This window comes from Mesorhizobium sp. M0633 (assembly GCF_040320645.1).
GTDB lineage: Bacteria > Pseudomonadota > Alphaproteobacteria > Rhizobiales > Rhizobiaceae > Mesorhizobium.
On sequence record NZ_JAMYQC010000004.1, the window covers coordinates 176,707 to 192,866 of the forward strand.

Genomic DNA, 16,160 nt, shown 5'->3' on the forward strand with positions numbered 1-16,160 from the left:
AAACCTCAAGCGGCGTGCGAGGCCTGCGTGTCCGACAGCAGCGCATGGATGGCCACGGCGTCGCGCGTGCCCCTGATCTTGGCAACCGTGTCGGCGTCGCGCAGCACCCGCGCGATGCGCGACAGCGCCTTGAGGTGGTCGGCGCCGGCACCTTCGGGAGCCAAAAGCAGAAACACCAGGTCGACCGGCTGATCATCGAGGGCCTCGAAGTCCACCGGTGTCTCCAGCCGGGCAAAAACGCCGGCGATCCGCTTCACCCCAGCCAGCTTGCCGTGCGGAATGGCGATGCCGTTGCCGACGCCGGTGGAGCCGAGCCGCTCGCGTTGCAGGATGGTGTCGAACACCTCTCGCTCCGGAATGCCGGAAATTGCCGCCGCCCTTTCGGACAGCAATTGCAGCAGCTGCTTTTTGGAGTTCGCCTTCAACGCCGGCATGATTGCCGGAACGCTGACGAGATCGCTCAGATCCATGCTTGAAATCCCTTGTTCGCCTGCCGTCGCCAGTCCCCACGCTCGCGTGCGGCTGGTCTTTACCCCTGCGCGACCTTGGCCGTGGACGGGTCGATCCAGCCGATATTCCCGTCCGGCCGGCGATAGACGATGTTGAGATGGTCATTTCCGGCATTGCGGAAGACCAGGACCGGGCTGTCCTTGGTGTCGAGTTCGATCACCGCTGACGCCACCGACATGGTCCGCAGCGTCATAGTCGATTCGGCGACGATGGCCGGCGCGAAATTCTCCGGTATGTCCTCCTCGTCGTCGGCAAGCGGCGCCATCACCGTATAGGCGACGTCGGTGAGCTCGCCGTTGCTATTGCCTGAATTGTGCGACTTCAGCCGGCGCTTGTAGCGCCTGAGGCGCGTTTCCAGACGGTCTGCCGCAGTATCGAAGGCAAGCGTTGGATCCTGGGCATCGCCGGTCGCCTGCAGCGAAGCACCGGAGTCCAGCCGGATCATGCAATCGGCCGTGTAGCGCGACCCCGATTTGACGACTACGATTTGCCCTGAAAAGCCCCGATCGAAATATTTCCCGATCACTTCCCCGACACGGTCGTTGATGCGCGTACGGAACGCATCGCCGATATCCATGTGTTTTCCCGATATGCGCAGTGTCATCTGAAAACTGACCTTCCTTGCTCAGGCTTCAAACTGTCCCGAGTTTATACTCGTGGTCCGCGCGCACAAGCTTTTGCGGCGTCACTTGCGCCGATTTTAGATCCGAACTTTCCGGTTGATCACAAGCCGCCTTCTTGGCCGTCCCGTGGCCTACGTCGTGACGGACCATCTCTCGTGCGGGCATCGGCGAACTCAAATCCACTCGCCAGCCCGTCTCATGCGGGCGGGCTTCTAGCCACTTCGTCGCCGCTTGTCAATGAAGGGCGAAAGCTGTGGAAATTCCGCCGGAGATCAACGGCCGGCGCTGGCCAAAGCGCGTTTTTCGCGCCGCCGCTGCACCGAAGAGGGTATGTTCATGCCTTCCCGGTATTTGGCCACCGTGCGCCTGGCGATGTCGACGCCGCTTTCCCGCAGCATGTCCACGATGGCATCGTCGGAAAGCACATCGATGGCTTTCTCCTCGTCGATCAGCTGCTTTATGCGGTCGCGCACCGCTTCCGACGAATGCGCATCGCCGCCACCTGACGAAGCGATCGAGGCGGTGAAGAAATAGCGCAGCTCGAACACACCGCGCGGCGTCAGCATGTATTTGTTTGCCGTGACCCGGCTGACCGTTGATTCGTGCATGCCGATGGCGTCCGCCACCGTGCGCAGGTTGAGCGGCTTCAGGTGCCGCACGCCGTGGACGAGAAAAGCGTCCTGCTGGCGCACGATCTCAGAGGCCACCTTGAGAATGGTCTTCGCCCGCTGGTCGAGGCTGCGCGTGAGCCAGTTGGCGTTCTGCAGGCATTCGGCAAGGAAATCCTTTTCCGCCTGGTTTTTCGCATGTGGCGTGACCTGGGCGAAATAGATGTGATCGACCAGCACGCGCGGCAGCGTCTCGGCATTGAGCTCGACCGTCCAGCTGCCGTCATTGGCTGCACGCACCTCGACGTCGGCCACGATCGCATCGCTGGCACCGCGCGAAAACGCCATTCCCGGCCGCGGGTCGAGCGCCCGGATCTCGGCCAGCATGTCGAGCAGATCCTCCTCGTCGACGCCGCAAATCCGCTTCAGCGTCTGGAAATCGCGCCGTGCCAGGAGTTCGAGATTGGCGATCAGCGCCTTCATCGCCGGATCGAGCCGGTCGCGCACGGCCAGCTGCAGCAACAGGCATTCGGCGAGGTCGCGGGCGAATATGCCGGCGGGCTCAAATGTCTGGCAGACCGCCAGGACCGTTGCCACCGCCGTGGCGTCCGTGCCGAGGCGGGCGGCGATCTCGGCCATGTCGGCACGCATGTAGCCGGCCTCGTCGAGGCCGTCGGCAAGCTCGCCGGCGATCAGGCGCGCCGCCGGATCGGCAAAGGCGAGCGCCACCTGCTCGCCGACATGGTCGCGCAGCGTGATGGCCGCCGCCGCCATATCCGCGACGTCGAAGCCGTCGGAGGAAGAGGTGGAACCGTTGCCGGACGCCGATTTCCATTGTGCCGTCAGGTCGGGCCCGAGCCGCTCGCTCGTACCAGGATCGTCAGGAAACAGGTTTTCCAGCGACGTATCGAGCTTTTCCGAGATCGCCTCGGCGCTCCACGCCGTTTCCGCCTCGAACCAGTCGCCGTCGGCAGCCGGGTCCGATGCGGCGTCGCCCTTCTGCGCCTGATCGCTGGCGGCGTCCTCCTGCGGTTCGGCGCGTTCCAACAGGGGATTGCGTTCGATCTCGTCGTCGATGAAGCGTTCCAGCTCGAGATGGGTGAACTGCAGCAGGCGGATCGACTGCATCAGCTGCGGCGTCATCACCAGCGACTGCGACTGTCGTAGCTGTAGTTTTGCCGCCAACGCCATGGTTCGGTTTCAAACGCTCCGTCTACGCACCCGCACTGCTGGAAGGAATTTTCCAGGCCAGCATAGAAACTGGCCCGGCTTTTGCTTGTCAAGGCGAGGAGCGGTAAAACTCGCCTGCCGGCGCGTTTTCAGGCAGAAAATTGAAGAAAAAGCTGCTGGACTACGCCGGAAATCCCGCTCGAGCCGGAATTTCGCACTTAGAGCGTAAATCCCTCGCCGAGATAAAGCCGCCGCACATCGGCATTTGCGACCACTTCGTCGGCTCGACCATGGGTCAGCACCTGGCCGGCATGGATGATGTAGGCGCGGTCGATCAGGCCAAGTGTCTCGCGGACATTGTGGTCGGTGATCAGAACGCCGATGCCACGTGCCGTCAAGTGGCGCACCAGCTGCTGGATGTCGGCGACGGCGATCGGATCGATGCCGGCGAAAGGTTCGTCGAGCAACATGTAGGCGGGGCGGGTTGCCAAGGCGCGGGCAATTTCGAGACGACGCCGCTCACCGCCGGAGAGCGACAGCGACGGAGCCTTGCGCAGATGGCTGATGTGGAATTCCTCGAGCAATTCGTCGAGCAGGCGCTCACGCTCCTTGCGGCTCTTTTCTACCACTTCGAGCACGGCCCGGATGTTTTGCTCGACATTCAGGCCGCGAAAAATCGAGGCTTCCTGCGGCAGATAGCCGATGCCGAGACGGGCGCGGCGATACATCGGCATCGACGTGACGTCGAAACCGTCGATTTCGATGGTGCCTTCGTCGACCGGAACCAGGCCGGTCACCATGTAGAAACAGGTCGTCTTGCCGGCGCCGTTGGGGCCGAGCAGCCCAACCGCCTCGCCGGCGCGCACGCCTAGCGTCACGCCGCTGACGACTTTGCGGCCCTTGTAGCTTTTGGTCAGCCCCTTGGCGATCAAGGTTCCCTTGAACTTTGCCGCTTCGACGGTGACCCTGGCCGGTGCCGCAAGTTGGCTGGCGGCGCGCCCTGGAAGACGCGCCAGCAGCGACGATATGCCGGTCATCAGGGTTTCGCTGCTCCAGACTTCGCCGGCGGCGTGATCGACATCATGACGCGGCCGCCGCAGGCGTCGACCTGGGCAAGGCCGCTCTTCATCTGCACAGTGAGCTTGCAGCCGACAAGCACGTTGTCGCCTTGCGAGAGCACGACCTTGCTGCCCGAAAGCACCAGCACTTCGGTCTTCATGTCGAAAGTGCCGCGGTCGCCGGTGGCAACCTGATTGTCCGATTTGATGTAGACCTTATCGTCGACCTCGAGATGGTCGATGTTGGCGGATCCGGTCATTGCCGCGGCACCCGCCGGCTGGGCGCTTTTGGCGGCGCCTGCATCCCTGACGTAATAGACCGTCATTTTGCCGGCCTTGAGCACAGTTGGACCCTGGACGACGTTGACGTTGCCGGTGAAGACGGCAACGCTTTCCGCTTGGCGCACCTCGAGCTTGTCGCTTTCGATCTGGATCGGCTTGTCGCCCGACAGCCTGAGGCCGGACATTTGGCTGGTGGCCTTGGACTGCGCCAGCGACGGCGCCGTCCCCAAGGTCAGCCCCAAGGTTAGCAACGCCGAAATCGCGGCGAGGCGCCGTGCCGAACTACTGAACCGCATTGGTCTCTCCGCTCTTTGCCTCTGCCGCCTTCAAACTGGCGGGATCGATGTCGACGCGCACCTTGTTCTCGAAAACCAGGACCTTGCCATTGTCCTGGACCGACATCGAATCCGCCCTGATCCGCGACCCGCCGCGGCTGACATCGACGGGCTCGCTTGTCTTCATAGTGCCTTCGCCCATGTCGAGATAGACTGATTTGAATTTTGCCACCACACCATCCGTGGTCGACACGGTCACATCGCTGGTCAGGCTGAGCGTGTTGCCGTCGCGATCATAGGTGCCGTGCGTGGCATCGATGGCGGCCGTGTTGTCGGCCGCAATCGGCAGCTTGGCCTTGATGCCTTCCAGATCGATGATGCCTTGTTTGCTGACATCCTGTATGGCGCGCAGGGCTGTCATCGAATAGGGCAGGTTCTGTTTGGTGAAGCCGTTGAGCTTGGGGTTGGCCATCACCAGCTTGCCATCGGCAAAGGCGCCGCCGTCGGCCTGCACCTCGATTGCAGCGGGAGCCATGAGATAGGAATAGACGGGAAACGCGACCGCAATCACGGCAGCGACCAGCGGCACGGCCAGTTTGAGGATACGGACCCGGCGCGAATGACGCTGCGCAACGTCAAATGCGTCGACCCGCGCCCGGCCTGCGGCCTTGGGAGCCAACTCCGTCTCGGTGTTGGTCGGTTCGATTGGTCCCGCTAACATGACTGCTTCTTCTAAACCCCTGCCCGCCAGGCCGCCCTATAGGTGGGGTGCCGGCGCCCTCAAGCAAGCACAAGCCGAGGAAAACCGCAAAAATGTGACAGCCGCCCCTGTACAATGAAAATGGCCCCAGCGCAGCCTGTACCTCATACCAGATATGGGCGCACAGTGTTAGAGCCTGTAGAACGTGACAGGTTGAGGCTTGCCGCGAATGCCTAAGACGGCCTTTGGCGCAAGGCCGTCAGGAAACGGTAGCCGGGCGCGAATGGTTGCTTTAAAAGCATCTGCTCCCACCGACTACGAGGCTGACCATGGCATTGAGAGCCGACGACCTGATCGACCGCCGCCGCTTGCGCCGCAAGCTGACATTCTGGCGTGTCGCGGCGATTATCGTCGCCGCAGCCGGGCTGATCGCCTTTTCGGCGTGGATCTATGGTGACGACTTCACCGGCGCGGCTGTCGACCACATCGCCAAGGTCAAGATCGAAGGTACCATCACCGAAGACGAAGAACTGATCAAGCGGCTGGAGGCAATCCGTCAGTCGCCGCGCGTCAAGGCTGTGATCCTGTCGATCGATTCACCCGGCGGCACCACCGTCGGTGGCGAATCGATCTATGAGGCAGTGCGCAAGCTCGCCGCCGACAAGCCGGTGGTGGCCGAGGTCGGCACGCTCGCGGCTTCGGCGGGCTATATGATCGCCACCGCGGCCGACCATATTGTCGCACGCAAATCCTCGATCGTCGGCTCGATCGGCGTGCTGATCCAGTACCCGGACGTCAGCGGCCTCATGGACAAGCTCGGCGTCAAGCTGGAGGAGGTGAAATCCTCGCCCTTGAAGGCCTCGCCTTCTCCCTTCAAGCCGACCAATGAGGATGAGCGCGCCATGGTCCGCAAGCTCATCCTCGACAGCTACGACTGGTTCGTCGGCATCGTCGCCGAGCGCCGCAACATGACCAAGCCGGAGGCGCTGGCGCTCGCAGACGGGTCGATCTTCACCGGCCGGCAGGCGGTCACCAACAGATTGATCGACGCGGTCGGCGGCGAGGCCGAAGCAATCGACTGGCTTGCAGGCAACGGTGTCGATGCCAAGCTCAAGGTGGTGGAATGGAAGGACACGGAAAAACGTGGTGGTTTCCTGTTCTCCAAGGCGATGGCGCAGACCGTCGGTGCTGCGCTTGGCCTGCCCGGCCATGGCGGCGACGTCCTTCACGAAATTGGAGCGGACCGCTTGTTTCTTGACGGTCTCGTTTCCGTCTGGCACCCTTGAGGAACCGCTTGGGACGAGTGAAAAACCAAATAAAATCATTCTGATAATTTCGGCGGCACTGCTTTTACGGGGAGCCTTTTCATGATCAAATCCGAACTTGTGCAGATCATCGCCACGCGTAATCCGCATCTTTTCCTGCGCGACGTCGAAAACATTGTCAGCGCCATCTTCGATGAAATCACCGACGCGCTTGCCGAGGGCAACCGGGTCGAGTTGCGCGGCTTCGGCGCGTTTTCGGTGAAAAACCGCCCTGCCCGTACCGGCCGCAACCCGCGCACCGGCGAATCCGTAGAGGTCGAGGAGAAATGGGTACCGTTCTTCAAGACCGGCAAGGAATTGCGTGAAAGGCTGAACGGAGGCAAATAGGCGCGGCGCCCGCCACCGCTCCCGCCTTTTCTTCCGAACGGAAAAACATGTTCAATCGCTTTCTCCTCATCGTGGTTTTCGTGCCGCTGGCCGTCATCCTGATTGCGTTGGCCGTCGCCAACCGCGAACCGGTCGCCTTCACGCTCGATCCGTTCAACCCCGGCAATCCGGCGCTGACGCTGACCATGCCGCTCTTCATTTTCCTATTCCTGGCGCTGGCCATCGGCATGATCGTCGGCAGCCTGGCGACCTGGACCAAGCAGGGCCGCTACCGCAAGCTGGCGCGCCAGCGCGGCGCCGAGGCAGAGAACCTGCGCCAGGCGGTCAGCCGCGCGCCCACCGCGTCGCAGGGCCCAGCCTTGCCGAAGCCGACGAACTGAGCCGCGGCTCGGGCCTGAAGCACAACCGGCCTAGTTCTCCACGGAGCCTTTCATGCTGACCATTTCCGCCGCCGAGGTCGACCGCGCGCTGACCTTTTCCGGGCTGGTCGAGACGTTGCGCGCCGCTTTTCGCGATGGCGCCGTGCAGCCGGTCAGGCACCATCACACGGTCGAGCGGCCCGATGGCGCCGCCTCGACCCTGCTTTTGATGCCGGCGTGGACCGACTTCAACGCCACTGGCACCTCGGCCGATGGCCATATCGGCGTCAAGATCGTCACCGTGTCGCCCGACAACAATGCCGTCGGCAAGCCTGCGGTGATGGGTCTCTACCTGTTGCTCGACGGCGCCACCGGCGAGCCGCAGGCCTTGATCGACGGCCAGCGGCTGACGCAGTGGCGTACCGCCTGTGCCTCGGCGCTGGCCGCCTCCTATCTGGCCCGCAAGGACGCCTCGCGGCTGCTGGTGGTCGGTGCCGGTGCGCTGTCGCCATTCCTTGCAAAGGCGCATTCGGCGGTGCGTCCGATCAAGAACATCCGCATCTGGAACCGTACGCCGGCGAATGCCGAAAAGGTCGTGGCAAAATTGCGTGCCGAGGGTTTTGCGGCCGAAGCCGCAGGCGATCTCGACGCCGAACTCGGCCAGGCCGATATTGTGTCATCGGCGACCATCACCACCACGCCACTGATCAGGGGCGCCCTCTTGAAGCCCGGAACCCATGTCGATCTGGTCGGCGGCTTCACGCCGGCGATGCGCGAAAGCGACGACGACGCGATTGCACGCGCCCGCGTCTATGTCGATACCCGCGCCGGCGCCACCAAGGAAGCCGGTGACATCGTCCAGCCGCTGGCCTCCGGCGTGTTGAAGCCGGAAGCCATCGTCGCCGACCTTTATGAACTCACGCGCGGCCAGAAAAAAGGCCGGCAGAACGACGACGAGATCACGCTGTTCAAGTCGGTCGGCGCAGCCCTCGAGGACCTCGCCGCTGGCATTGCCGTGTATCGCGCAAGCGTAGGGCAGTAGGGCAGTAGGGCAGTAGGGCAGTAGGGCAGTAGGGCAGTAGGGCAGTAGGGCAGTAGGAAACTGTACTGATCGTGCGGCGCCGCGCCAGCTATATTTCCTGTCACATACTCCCCTACTGCCCTACTCCCTTTGCCAATAAACCCGCAGCCGGTGGCTGTCGGGATCAAGCGCGACGAAGGTGCGGCCGAAATCCATGTCGGTCGGCGTCTGCAGAATTTTCAGCCCGCGCCCGGCCCACTCGGCATGGGTGGCGTCGACGGCACCCGGCGTGTCCAGCGCAAAGACGATCTCGGCGCCACCGCCTGCTGCCGCGGCGGCCGGTTCCACGGTGTTACGCGACCAGAGGCCGAGCTTGAAGCCGTTGTCGAGCACGAACAGCACGAAGGTCGGCGAGGTCTCGACCGGCTGCCGCCCAAGCAGCGCGCTATAGAAGGCGCCGCTTTGCTCAGGCTTGTCGACATAGAGGATGACGAAATTGGGCGATGTCATGAATTGCTCTCCAGATGGTTTCGACTGGAGGAGCATACCGTACGCCACTGCCAGATTCTGGCAGCAGTCTCAACTGAGCAGCAGCCTTAGCTTGGCGTGTCGAGCGTCGCCCGCCATTCTTTGAGCAGCACCTGACGGCGGCGCGGATAGCGCATCTCGGTGGCATTGAGGCCGGATATCCGGTCGGCGCGAAAGTGCCTGAAATCCTGGCGCATCTCGCACCAGGCCGCGACGACGCGCACCTTGTCGAAGAAGCCGAGTGCGAACGGCCAGACGGTGCGCTCGGAGGCAGCGCCGCCGGCGTCGCGATAGACAAAGCTCAGCTTGCGCTCCTCGCGGATGGCCTGCCGCACCAGGCCGAGATCGATGCCTTCGGTGACCTCGGTGCGCGACCCGACCAGCAGCGTCGAGGCGTCGAGCTCTTCGCGCAAATCGTCCGGCAGCACCGCGGCGATCTTGGCCAGCGCGTCGGTGGCGGCGTTCGCAAGCCGCCAGTCCGGCTGCTTGGCCACCCAGCGCGAACCGAGCACGATCGCCTCGATCTCCTCATCGGTGAACATCAAGGGCGGCAGCATGAAACCGGGCCTGAGCACGTAACCCAACCCCGCCTCGCCCTCGATCGGCGCGCCCTGCCCCTGCAGCGTGGCGATATCGCGATAGAGCGTGCGGATCGACACACCCATTTCGCCCGCAAGGCTGCGGCCGCTGACCGGCCGGCGATGCCGGCGCAGGATCTGGATCAGGTCGAGCAGGCGTTCAGCACGGGACATGAATCATGACCTGGTTTCAATCACGATAGAGCCCCAGCACTTTCGGCGGCAAGCGACATGGTGGCGGACGGGAACGTCTGCGCCCTGACGCCGTTGTCCGGCCATTATGGATATACGCGGGTTCCTGTTGTTCTGGTCGGTTTTGACCGCCATCGTCGCTGCGCTCAGCCTCGGACCATCCTTCGCCCATGTGCTGGAATCGGTGCCGCGGCTGACCAGATGGCCGCCTTCGCTCTGGCGTGAAACCACTGTCTTCAACGCTCAGTTCCAATTCTTCGCGATTGTCGGCGCACCGCTGGACGTGGCCGCGATCGCCTGTCCGGGGCTTCTCGCCTGGATGCTGCGCAGCGACCGCCCGGCATTCTGGTGGATTTTGGCCGCCACCGTGCTTTATCTGATGGCCCTCGTGGCGTGGTTTACCCTGGTCAAACCGGCAAACGATGTCCTGGCCACCTGGGTGCCTGGACCGATCCCGGACAATTTCGAAAGTGTCCGGAGCAGCTGGGAAACCGGCCATATGGTCGTCACCGGCTTCAAGGCCGTTGGTTTCATAGCGCTCGCAGTCGGCCTGCTTTCGATCAGGCGCGGCTGATCCGGTTGCACACGTCGGCAGCCCTTTTGTTGCGCCGGTCAATGTGCTGTGGCAGAAGCGGCGAGCCGCCTTCCGGAGATGCGCCTTCTTGAAACCTTTTCGCGACAAACGCCGCGACAGCCGCCCGCCCGCGAAGGGCGGGGCGGAGCAGCCGCGGCGGCGCGACGCCGGCCTGACCGCCGGTTCGGAGCCTAAACTGCAGGACCGGTCCGAGCCGAAAGCCACGCCGCGCCCTCTATCCCGCCGCGATGGCGCGCTGCCTGCCGAACATCTGCCGCTGATCCTCGAGGTCGGCCCCAATCAGGACTACGCGCTGCTCGACAGCGGCGCCGGAGAAAAACTCGAGCAATACGGCCCCTACCGCATCGTTCGGCCGGAGGGCCAGGCGATCTGGCAAAAGGCTTTGCCGGCCAGGGACTGGGAGCGCGCCGACGCCATTTTCACCGGCGATACCGACGAGGAAGGCATCGGCCGCTGGCGTTTCCCCAAGACGCCGCTCGGCGAGACCTGGCCGATGAAGCATGACGGCATCGATTATCTCGGCCGCTTCACCTCGTTTCGCCATGTCGGCGTCTTTCCCGAGCAGGCCTCGCACTGGGACCACATGGCCGGACTGATCGCGGCGGCAAAACGGCCGGTGAAGGTGTTGAACCTGTTCGGTTACACCGGCCTTGCCTCCTTGGTGGCGGCGCGTGCCGGCGCCGAGGTCACCCACGTCGATGCTTCCAAGAAGGCGATCGGCTGGGCGCGCGAAAACCAAGAAATGGCGGGCTTGTCGCAAAAGCCGATCCGCTGGATCGTCGATGATGCCGTGAAATTCGCCGAACGCGAGAAGCGCCGCGGCAGCCGCTACGACATCATCCTGTTCGACCCGCCCGCCTATGGCCGCGGACCGAAGGGCGAGGTCTGGCAGCTGTTCGAGGATTTGCCGGCGCTGACCGATATCTGCCGCGCGATCCTGACGCCGAAGCCGCTCGCTGTTGTGCTGACCGCCTATTCGATCCGCGCCTCTTTTTTCGCCATCCATGCCGTGATGCGCGACACCTTCGCCGGCATGGGCGGCACGGTCGAGTCGGGTGAATTGATCATCCGCGAGAAATCTGCCGGTCGGGCGCTGTCGACCTCGCTGTTCTCACGCTGGGTGGCCTGAATGAGTGCGTACGAACGGCACGCGGGCGCGCCAGGGCAGGTGAAGGAAGTCACCAGCCTCGCCAACCCGCTGGTCAAGGACATCAAGGCGCTCGCGCTGAAGAAATTCCGTGACCAGCAGAATGCCTTCATGGCCGAAGGCCTGAAGCTGGTCATCGACGCGCTCGATCTCGGCTGGTCGATCAGGACATTGGTCTTCGCCAAGGCCGGACGTGGCAATACGGCGGTTGAAAAGATCGCGGCGCGCACGGTCGCCGCCGGCGGCACCGTCCTTGAAGTTTCGGAAAAAGTGCTGGTCGCCATCACCCGCCGCGACAATCCGCAAATGGTCGTCGGCGTGTTCTCGCAGAAATTCCTGCCGTTGAAGGACATCCGCGCCCGTGACGGCGACGTCTGGGTGGCGCTCGACCGCGTCCGCGACCCCGGCAATCTCGGCACCGTCATCCGCACGGTCGACGCTGTCGGGGCCAGGGGCGTCATCTTGGTCGGCGAGACCACCGATCCCTTTTCGGTCGAAACGGTGCGCGCCACCATGGGCTCGATTTTCGCCGTGCCGGTCGCCAAGGCGTCGCCCGAAGCTTTTCTCGCCTGGCGAACGAGCTTTCCCGGCCTCGTCGCCGGCACCCATCTGAAGGGTGCGGTCGACTACCGCTCGGTCGATTTTTCAAAAGGCCCGGTGCTTTTGATGATGGGTAACGAGCAGCAAGGCCTGCCTGACGAGCTTGCCGCAAGCTGCGACAAACTGCTGCGGATACCGCAGGCCGGCCGCGCCGATTCGCTCAACCTTGCGGTGGCCACCGGCGTCATGCTGTTCGAGATCCGGCGCGGCGCGCTGAAGCTCGGCCCGGAGGATGCCCGATCGTGACGTCCCAAACCGTGAAACTGCAAACTATGAAGTCCTGGAGCCCCTACGCTTTTCTGGTTGTCGCCGCGATAGCGCTCGACCAGTGGCTGAAATATCTGGTCGAGACCGGCCTTGCCTTTCAGGAAAAGCTCGATCTCCTGCCTTTCCTGGCGCTGTACCGCACCTACAACACCGGCATCGCGTTTTCGCTGTTTTCGTCCTTCGGCGACACCGGCCTGGTGGTCGTCGCGGTTGTGGTGGTCGCTTTCGTGCTCTACCTTGCGGCCCGCACGCCGCCGGGCCACCTGCTTGCCCGCATCGGCTTCGCGCTGATCGTCGGCGGCGCGCTCGGCAATCTGATCGACCGCGCTATCTACGGTCATGTCATCGACTATATTCTGTTTCACACGCCGGTCTGGTCCTTCGCGATCTTCAACCTCGCCGATGCCTTCATTTCGGTCGGTGCCGTGCTGGTCGTCTTCGACGAACTCATTGGCTGGCGGCGCGGAGCGTCGAGCGATTGACCTCACTCGCCTGGCGCCGCACATTCTGATCTGCAAGCCCGAGGAGAAAAAATGCCCGAAACCTTCAAAGCCATCCTCGTTTCGCGTGACGCCGAGAAAAACCAGTCAGTCGCGGTGACCGAGCTTACCGAGGCAGACCTGATGGAGGGCGACGTCACCGTCGCGGTCGAGGCGACGACGGTGAACTACAAGGACGGTCTTGCAATTACCGGCAAGGCGCCGGTAATCCGCCGCTGGCCGCTGGTGCCGGGCATCGATTTCGCCGGCACCGTCATCTCGTCTTCCAATCCCGACTGGCGCGAAGGTGACAAGGTCATATTGAACGGCTGGGGCGTCGGTGAGACGCATTTCGGCGCCTTTGCAGGGCGCGCCCGCGTCAAGGGCGACTGGCTGGTGCCGTTGCCGGACGGCATGAGCCCGCATGATGCGATGGCGGTCGGCACCGCCGGCTACACCGCCATGCTTTGCGTCATCGCGCTGGAGCGCCACGGCATCGTGCCCGATCGCGGCCCGGTGGTGGTGACCGGCGCTGCCGGTGGCGTCGGCTCGGTCGCGGTCTCGATCCTGTCCAGCCTCGGCTATCACGTCATCGCCTCGACCGGCCGCGCTGCCGAAAGCCCCTATCTGATCGACCTCGGCGCCGCGGAAGTGATTTCACGCGACGAGCTCACCCAGCCGGCAAAACCGCTCGCCAAGGAACGCTGGGCCGGCGGCGTCGATGCGGTCGGCAGTCACACGCTGGCCAACGTTCTGTCGATGACCTCCTATGGCGGCGCCGTCGCCGCTTGCGGCCTCGCCGGCGGCATGGACCTGCCGGCAAGCGTCGCCCCCTTCATCCTGCGCGGCGTCTCGCTGCTCGGCATCGATTCGGTGATGGCGCCGAAGGCGGTCCGCCTCGAGGCCTGGCGCCGCATCGGCGCCGATCTCGACCACGCAAAGCTTGCCAGCCTGTCGACGAGCATCGGCTTCGACGGCATCATCGGCGCCGCGCATGACATCGTCGAGGGTAAGATCCGCGGCCGCGTGGTGGTGGATATGTGAGCCCCCAAGGGATAAAAAAGAGCGCGACCGCTAAAATTCGAGCGATCAACCACAACCTTCGATAAGCTCTGTCTGGCAGGATTTCCGTATGATTGCGGAACCCGGCATCAGAGAGGCGGAACCAGCCGAACGGGCCGACGGGACGGCCCCCGCGGCGCCAGGACGGCAGCCTGTCGCCGCGCCACCGCTGGCGCCGGAACTGCCGGCCTCCAACCGCGAAGGCCTGCCCTTCCTGACGCTCGTCGCCATCGTCGTGCTGGCAGGCTTTTCGCATCTGACCGGGGCGCCGATCTTCATCACCATCGGCCTTTTGGCGACAGCCATCGCCGGGCTCGCCATGCATCTGCGCAACAGGCGCACCGAGCGCCGCGCGGTGGCCCTGCTCGATGCCACGACCGCCCGCAGCCGCGCCGAAATCGAGACGCTGGCCGACCGCATGTGGGAGATGCAGGAGAGCGAGGAGCGCTTTCGCGGGCTGATCGATGCACTCGGCGATCTCGTCGTCCATCGTGACCGCGACGGCCACATTGTCTACGCCAACAAGGTTTTCGCCGACCTTGTCGAAACCGACCAGCGCGACCTTGCCGGCAAGACCCTGGCCGAACTAGGCATCGATGTCGGCATCGTCCCCGACGCCGCGTTTTCCGACCATGAATGCCTGAGTTCCACCGACGTCGCCATTCGCACGCCGGACGGCCCACGCTGGTTCTCTTGGATCGAGCTGTCGGTGCGCGACAAGGACAGCGGCGCCGTTTCGCATCGCGCCATCGCCCGCGACATCACCGCTCGCAAGCGCGCCGAATCCTCGCTGATCACCGCCCGCGAGCGGGCCGAATATGCGAGCCAGGCCAAATCGCGCTTCCTCGCCACCGTCAGCCACGAGATCCGCACGCCGATGAACGGCATCATGGGCATGGCCCGGCTTCTCGCCGACACCAGCCTTTCGCCCGAGCAGCGGACCTATGTCGGCGCCATCTCGACCTCGGCCAGCGCGCTGCTGGCGCTGATCGAGGACCTGCTCGACTACTCCAAGATCGAGGCCGGCCGCTTCGATCCCGAACCGCAGCCGATGTCGGTGCGCGAGATCGCCGACAATGTCATCGAGCTTTTGGCGGCGCGGGCTTTTGCCAAGGATATCGGCCTCGGCTGCCATGTCGAACCCGACGTGCCGCAGCTGATCACCGCCGACCCCGGCAGGGTCAGGCAGGTGCTGCTCAATCTCATCGGCAACGCCGTCAAGTTCACCGACAGCGGCGGCGTCCTGGCAAGCATCGCCCGCGTCCGCACCGAAACCACCGACCGCATCCGCTTCACCATCACCGACACCGGCCCCGGTCTGCGCGAGGAGGACATGGAGCGCATATTCGAGGACTTCGAACAGGCTGACGGCACCTCGACCCGTGCGCATGGCGGTGCCGGCCTCGGTCTCGCCATTTCCAAGCGTCTTGTGACCGCCATGGGCGGCACTATCTCTGTGTCGAGCCGGCTTGGCCAGGGGTCCGAATTCGTCTTCGAGATTCCCGCTATTTCCGCCGTCGAGGCGCCGCAGATCCGCCAGGACGCGCTGTCGGGCCGGCATGCGGTGATCGTGTCGAAGAACCTGGTCGAGGCCGAAGCCCTCGCCCGCACCATTCGCGCCAATGGCGGCACGGTCGATCTGGCCACCGCCGCCGCCCAGGCCACCGCTTTCGCCGAGGGCTGTGACGTGCTGCTGATCGATGCTGCCATGGAGCAAAGCGACGGCAGGCTGCTCAGGCGCCTGCGCCAGAGCGGATTTGCCGATTGCGAGGCAGTGACGCTGATCGCGCCGACCGACCGCGGCATGCTTGGCGAGTTCCGTGCCAATGGTTACGCCACCTTCCTTGCGAGGCCGGTGCGCGGCGAGACATTGCTGCGCGTGCTCTTGACCAGCCACGCACCGGTCGTCGCCGAGCCGCAACTGCAAAAGCGCGGCGCGCAGGCGGGGCACGCCATTGGCGCCCGCCAGCAGGGCCTGTCGGTGCTGATCGCCGAGGACAACGACATCAACGCCATGCTGGCCCGCGCCACGCTGCTGAAGGCCGGGCATCGCGTGAAAGTGGTCGGCAACGGCAAGGCCGCCGTCGAGGCGGTCATCAGCACCGGCCACAAGCACCGTTACGACGTGGTGCTGATGGACTTGCATATGCCTGTCATGGACGGCCTGGACGCCATCGCCGCCATCCGCCGCCATGAGGAGGAGACCGCGGTGCCGCCGGTGCCGATCATGGTGCTGTCGGCCGACAGCCAGGAAAAGACCCGCCACGCCGTGCTCGCTCACGGTGCCAGCGGCTTCGTCACCAAGCCGCTCGACCCCGATGCCCTGGTTCATGCGGTCGAAGGGCAAGCGGCCGCCTGAGGCACAACATAGACGGTTGATAGATTACCCAGCCGACGAAGTATTGCCCGCAGAGCCGTATCACGGTACTGTCACAATCCTGTTGCACCTACACC

18 protein-coding genes are annotated in these 16,160 nt (G+C 64.1%); 10 read left to right on the plus strand and 8 right to left on the minus strand.

Annotated features, from left to right (window positions below; all coding sequences use genetic code 11):
* Window positions 1-5: 5 nt before the first annotated feature.
* The 6 genes from ptsN to lptC form a co-directional block, all read right to left on the minus strand.
* Window positions 6-470 carry a PTS IIA-like nitrogen regulatory protein PtsN gene (gene ptsN / locus NKI47_RS05940; RefSeq protein WP_023675268.1) on the minus strand — a complete coding sequence of 155 codons (465 nt, stop codon included), beginning with the start codon at window positions 468-470 and terminating at the stop codon, window positions 6-8.
* 59 nt (window positions 471-529) lie between these two features.
* Entirely contained in the window at window positions 530-1,114 is a 585-nt protein-coding gene (hpf, locus tag NKI47_RS05945) for a ribosome hibernation-promoting factor, HPF/YfiA family (RefSeq protein WP_023675267.1), read from the minus strand.
* Window positions 1,115-1,405: 291 nt separating this feature from the next.
* A complete protein-coding gene (rpoN, locus tag NKI47_RS05950) occupies window positions 1,406-2,932 on the minus strand; it encodes an RNA polymerase factor sigma-54 (RefSeq protein ID WP_352588337.1) in 1,527 nt (508 codons plus the stop codon).
* Between the two features lie 197 nt (window positions 2,933-3,129).
* Window positions 3,130-3,948, minus strand: coding sequence for an LPS export ABC transporter ATP-binding protein (gene lptB / locus NKI47_RS05955; RefSeq protein WP_023675265.1), 819 nt, complete (start codon window positions 3,946-3,948; stop codon window positions 3,130-3,132).
* The gene (locus NKI47_RS05960; protein ID WP_023675264.1) at window positions 3,948-4,547 is read right to left on the minus strand and encodes an LptA/OstA family protein; all 600 of its coding nucleotides are present in this window, start codon (window positions 4,545-4,547) and stop codon (window positions 3,948-3,950) included. Before NKI47_RS05960 ends, lptB begins: the two co-directional genes overlap by 1 nt.
* Window positions 4,534-5,247, minus strand: a complete 714-nt coding sequence (lptC, locus tag NKI47_RS05965) for an LPS export ABC transporter periplasmic protein LptC (RefSeq protein ID WP_023675263.1) — start codon at window positions 5,245-5,247, stop codon at window positions 4,534-4,536. Before lptC ends, NKI47_RS05960 begins: the two co-directional genes overlap by 14 nt.
* A gap of 308 nt (window positions 5,248-5,555) precedes the next feature.
* Between lptC and sppA the strand changes: the two genes are divergently transcribed.
* From sppA to lhpI, 4 genes are all read left to right on the plus strand, one after another.
* On the plus strand, window positions 5,556-6,512 hold the full coding sequence (sppA, locus tag NKI47_RS05970) for a signal peptide peptidase SppA (protein ID WP_352588340.1): 957 nt from the start codon (window positions 5,556-5,558) through the stop codon (window positions 6,510-6,512).
* Window positions 6,513-6,593: 81 nt separating this feature from the next.
* Entirely contained in the window at window positions 6,594-6,878 is a 285-nt protein-coding gene (locus NKI47_RS05975) for an integration host factor subunit beta (RefSeq protein WP_023675261.1), read from the plus strand.
* A gap of 47 nt (window positions 6,879-6,925) precedes the next feature.
* Window positions 6,926-7,258, plus strand: a complete 333-nt coding sequence (locus NKI47_RS05980; protein WP_023675260.1) for a LapA family protein — start codon at window positions 6,926-6,928, stop codon at window positions 7,256-7,258.
* Between the two features lie 52 nt (window positions 7,259-7,310).
* Entirely contained in the window at window positions 7,311-8,279 is a 969-nt protein-coding gene (gene lhpI / locus NKI47_RS05985; protein WP_023675259.1) for a bifunctional Delta(1)-pyrroline-2-carboxylate/Delta(1)-piperideine-2-carboxylate reductase, read from the plus strand.
* Window positions 8,280-8,399: 120 nt separating this feature from the next.
* On the opposite strand, the gene NKI47_RS05990 is transcribed toward lhpI, so the two are convergent.
* A complete protein-coding gene (locus NKI47_RS05990) occupies window positions 8,400-8,768 on the minus strand; it encodes a VOC family protein (protein WP_352588343.1) in 369 nt (122 codons plus the stop codon).
* A gap of 86 nt (window positions 8,769-8,854) precedes the next feature.
* Window positions 8,855-9,538, minus strand: coding sequence for a helix-turn-helix transcriptional regulator (locus NKI47_RS05995; RefSeq protein ID WP_023675258.1), 684 nt, complete (start codon window positions 9,536-9,538; stop codon window positions 8,855-8,857).
* Between the two features lie 106 nt (window positions 9,539-9,644).
* Between NKI47_RS05995 and NKI47_RS06000 the strand changes: the two genes are divergently transcribed.
* From NKI47_RS06000 to NKI47_RS06025, 6 genes are all read left to right on the plus strand, one after another.
* A complete protein-coding gene (locus NKI47_RS06000; RefSeq protein ID WP_023675257.1) occupies window positions 9,645-10,130 on the plus strand; it encodes a DUF1772 domain-containing protein in 486 nt (161 codons plus the stop codon).
* A gap of 88 nt (window positions 10,131-10,218) precedes the next feature.
* The gene (locus NKI47_RS06005; protein ID WP_352588346.1) at window positions 10,219-11,280 is read left to right on the plus strand and encodes an RsmD family RNA methyltransferase; all 1,062 of its coding nucleotides are present in this window, start codon (window positions 10,219-10,221) and stop codon (window positions 11,278-11,280) included.
* A complete protein-coding gene (locus NKI47_RS06010; protein WP_023675255.1) occupies window positions 11,281-12,144 on the plus strand; it encodes a TrmH family RNA methyltransferase in 864 nt (287 codons plus the stop codon).
* A 26-nt stretch (window positions 12,145-12,170) separates the two neighbouring features.
* Window positions 12,171-12,647: a signal peptidase II gene (lspA, locus tag NKI47_RS06015; RefSeq protein WP_352588495.1), complete on the plus strand. Its 477-nt coding sequence runs from the start codon at window positions 12,171-12,173 to the stop codon at window positions 12,645-12,647.
* Between the two features lie 51 nt (window positions 12,648-12,698).
* Window positions 12,699-13,688, plus strand: a complete 990-nt coding sequence (acuI, locus tag NKI47_RS06020; protein WP_352453975.1) for an acrylyl-CoA reductase (NADPH) — start codon at window positions 12,699-12,701, stop codon at window positions 13,686-13,688.
* 88 nt (window positions 13,689-13,776) lie between these two features.
* Window positions 13,777-16,065, plus strand: a complete 2,289-nt coding sequence (locus NKI47_RS06025; protein ID WP_352588349.1) for a PAS domain-containing hybrid sensor histidine kinase/response regulator — start codon at window positions 13,777-13,779, stop codon at window positions 16,063-16,065.
* The last annotated feature ends 95 nt before the right edge of the window (window positions 16,066-16,160 follow it).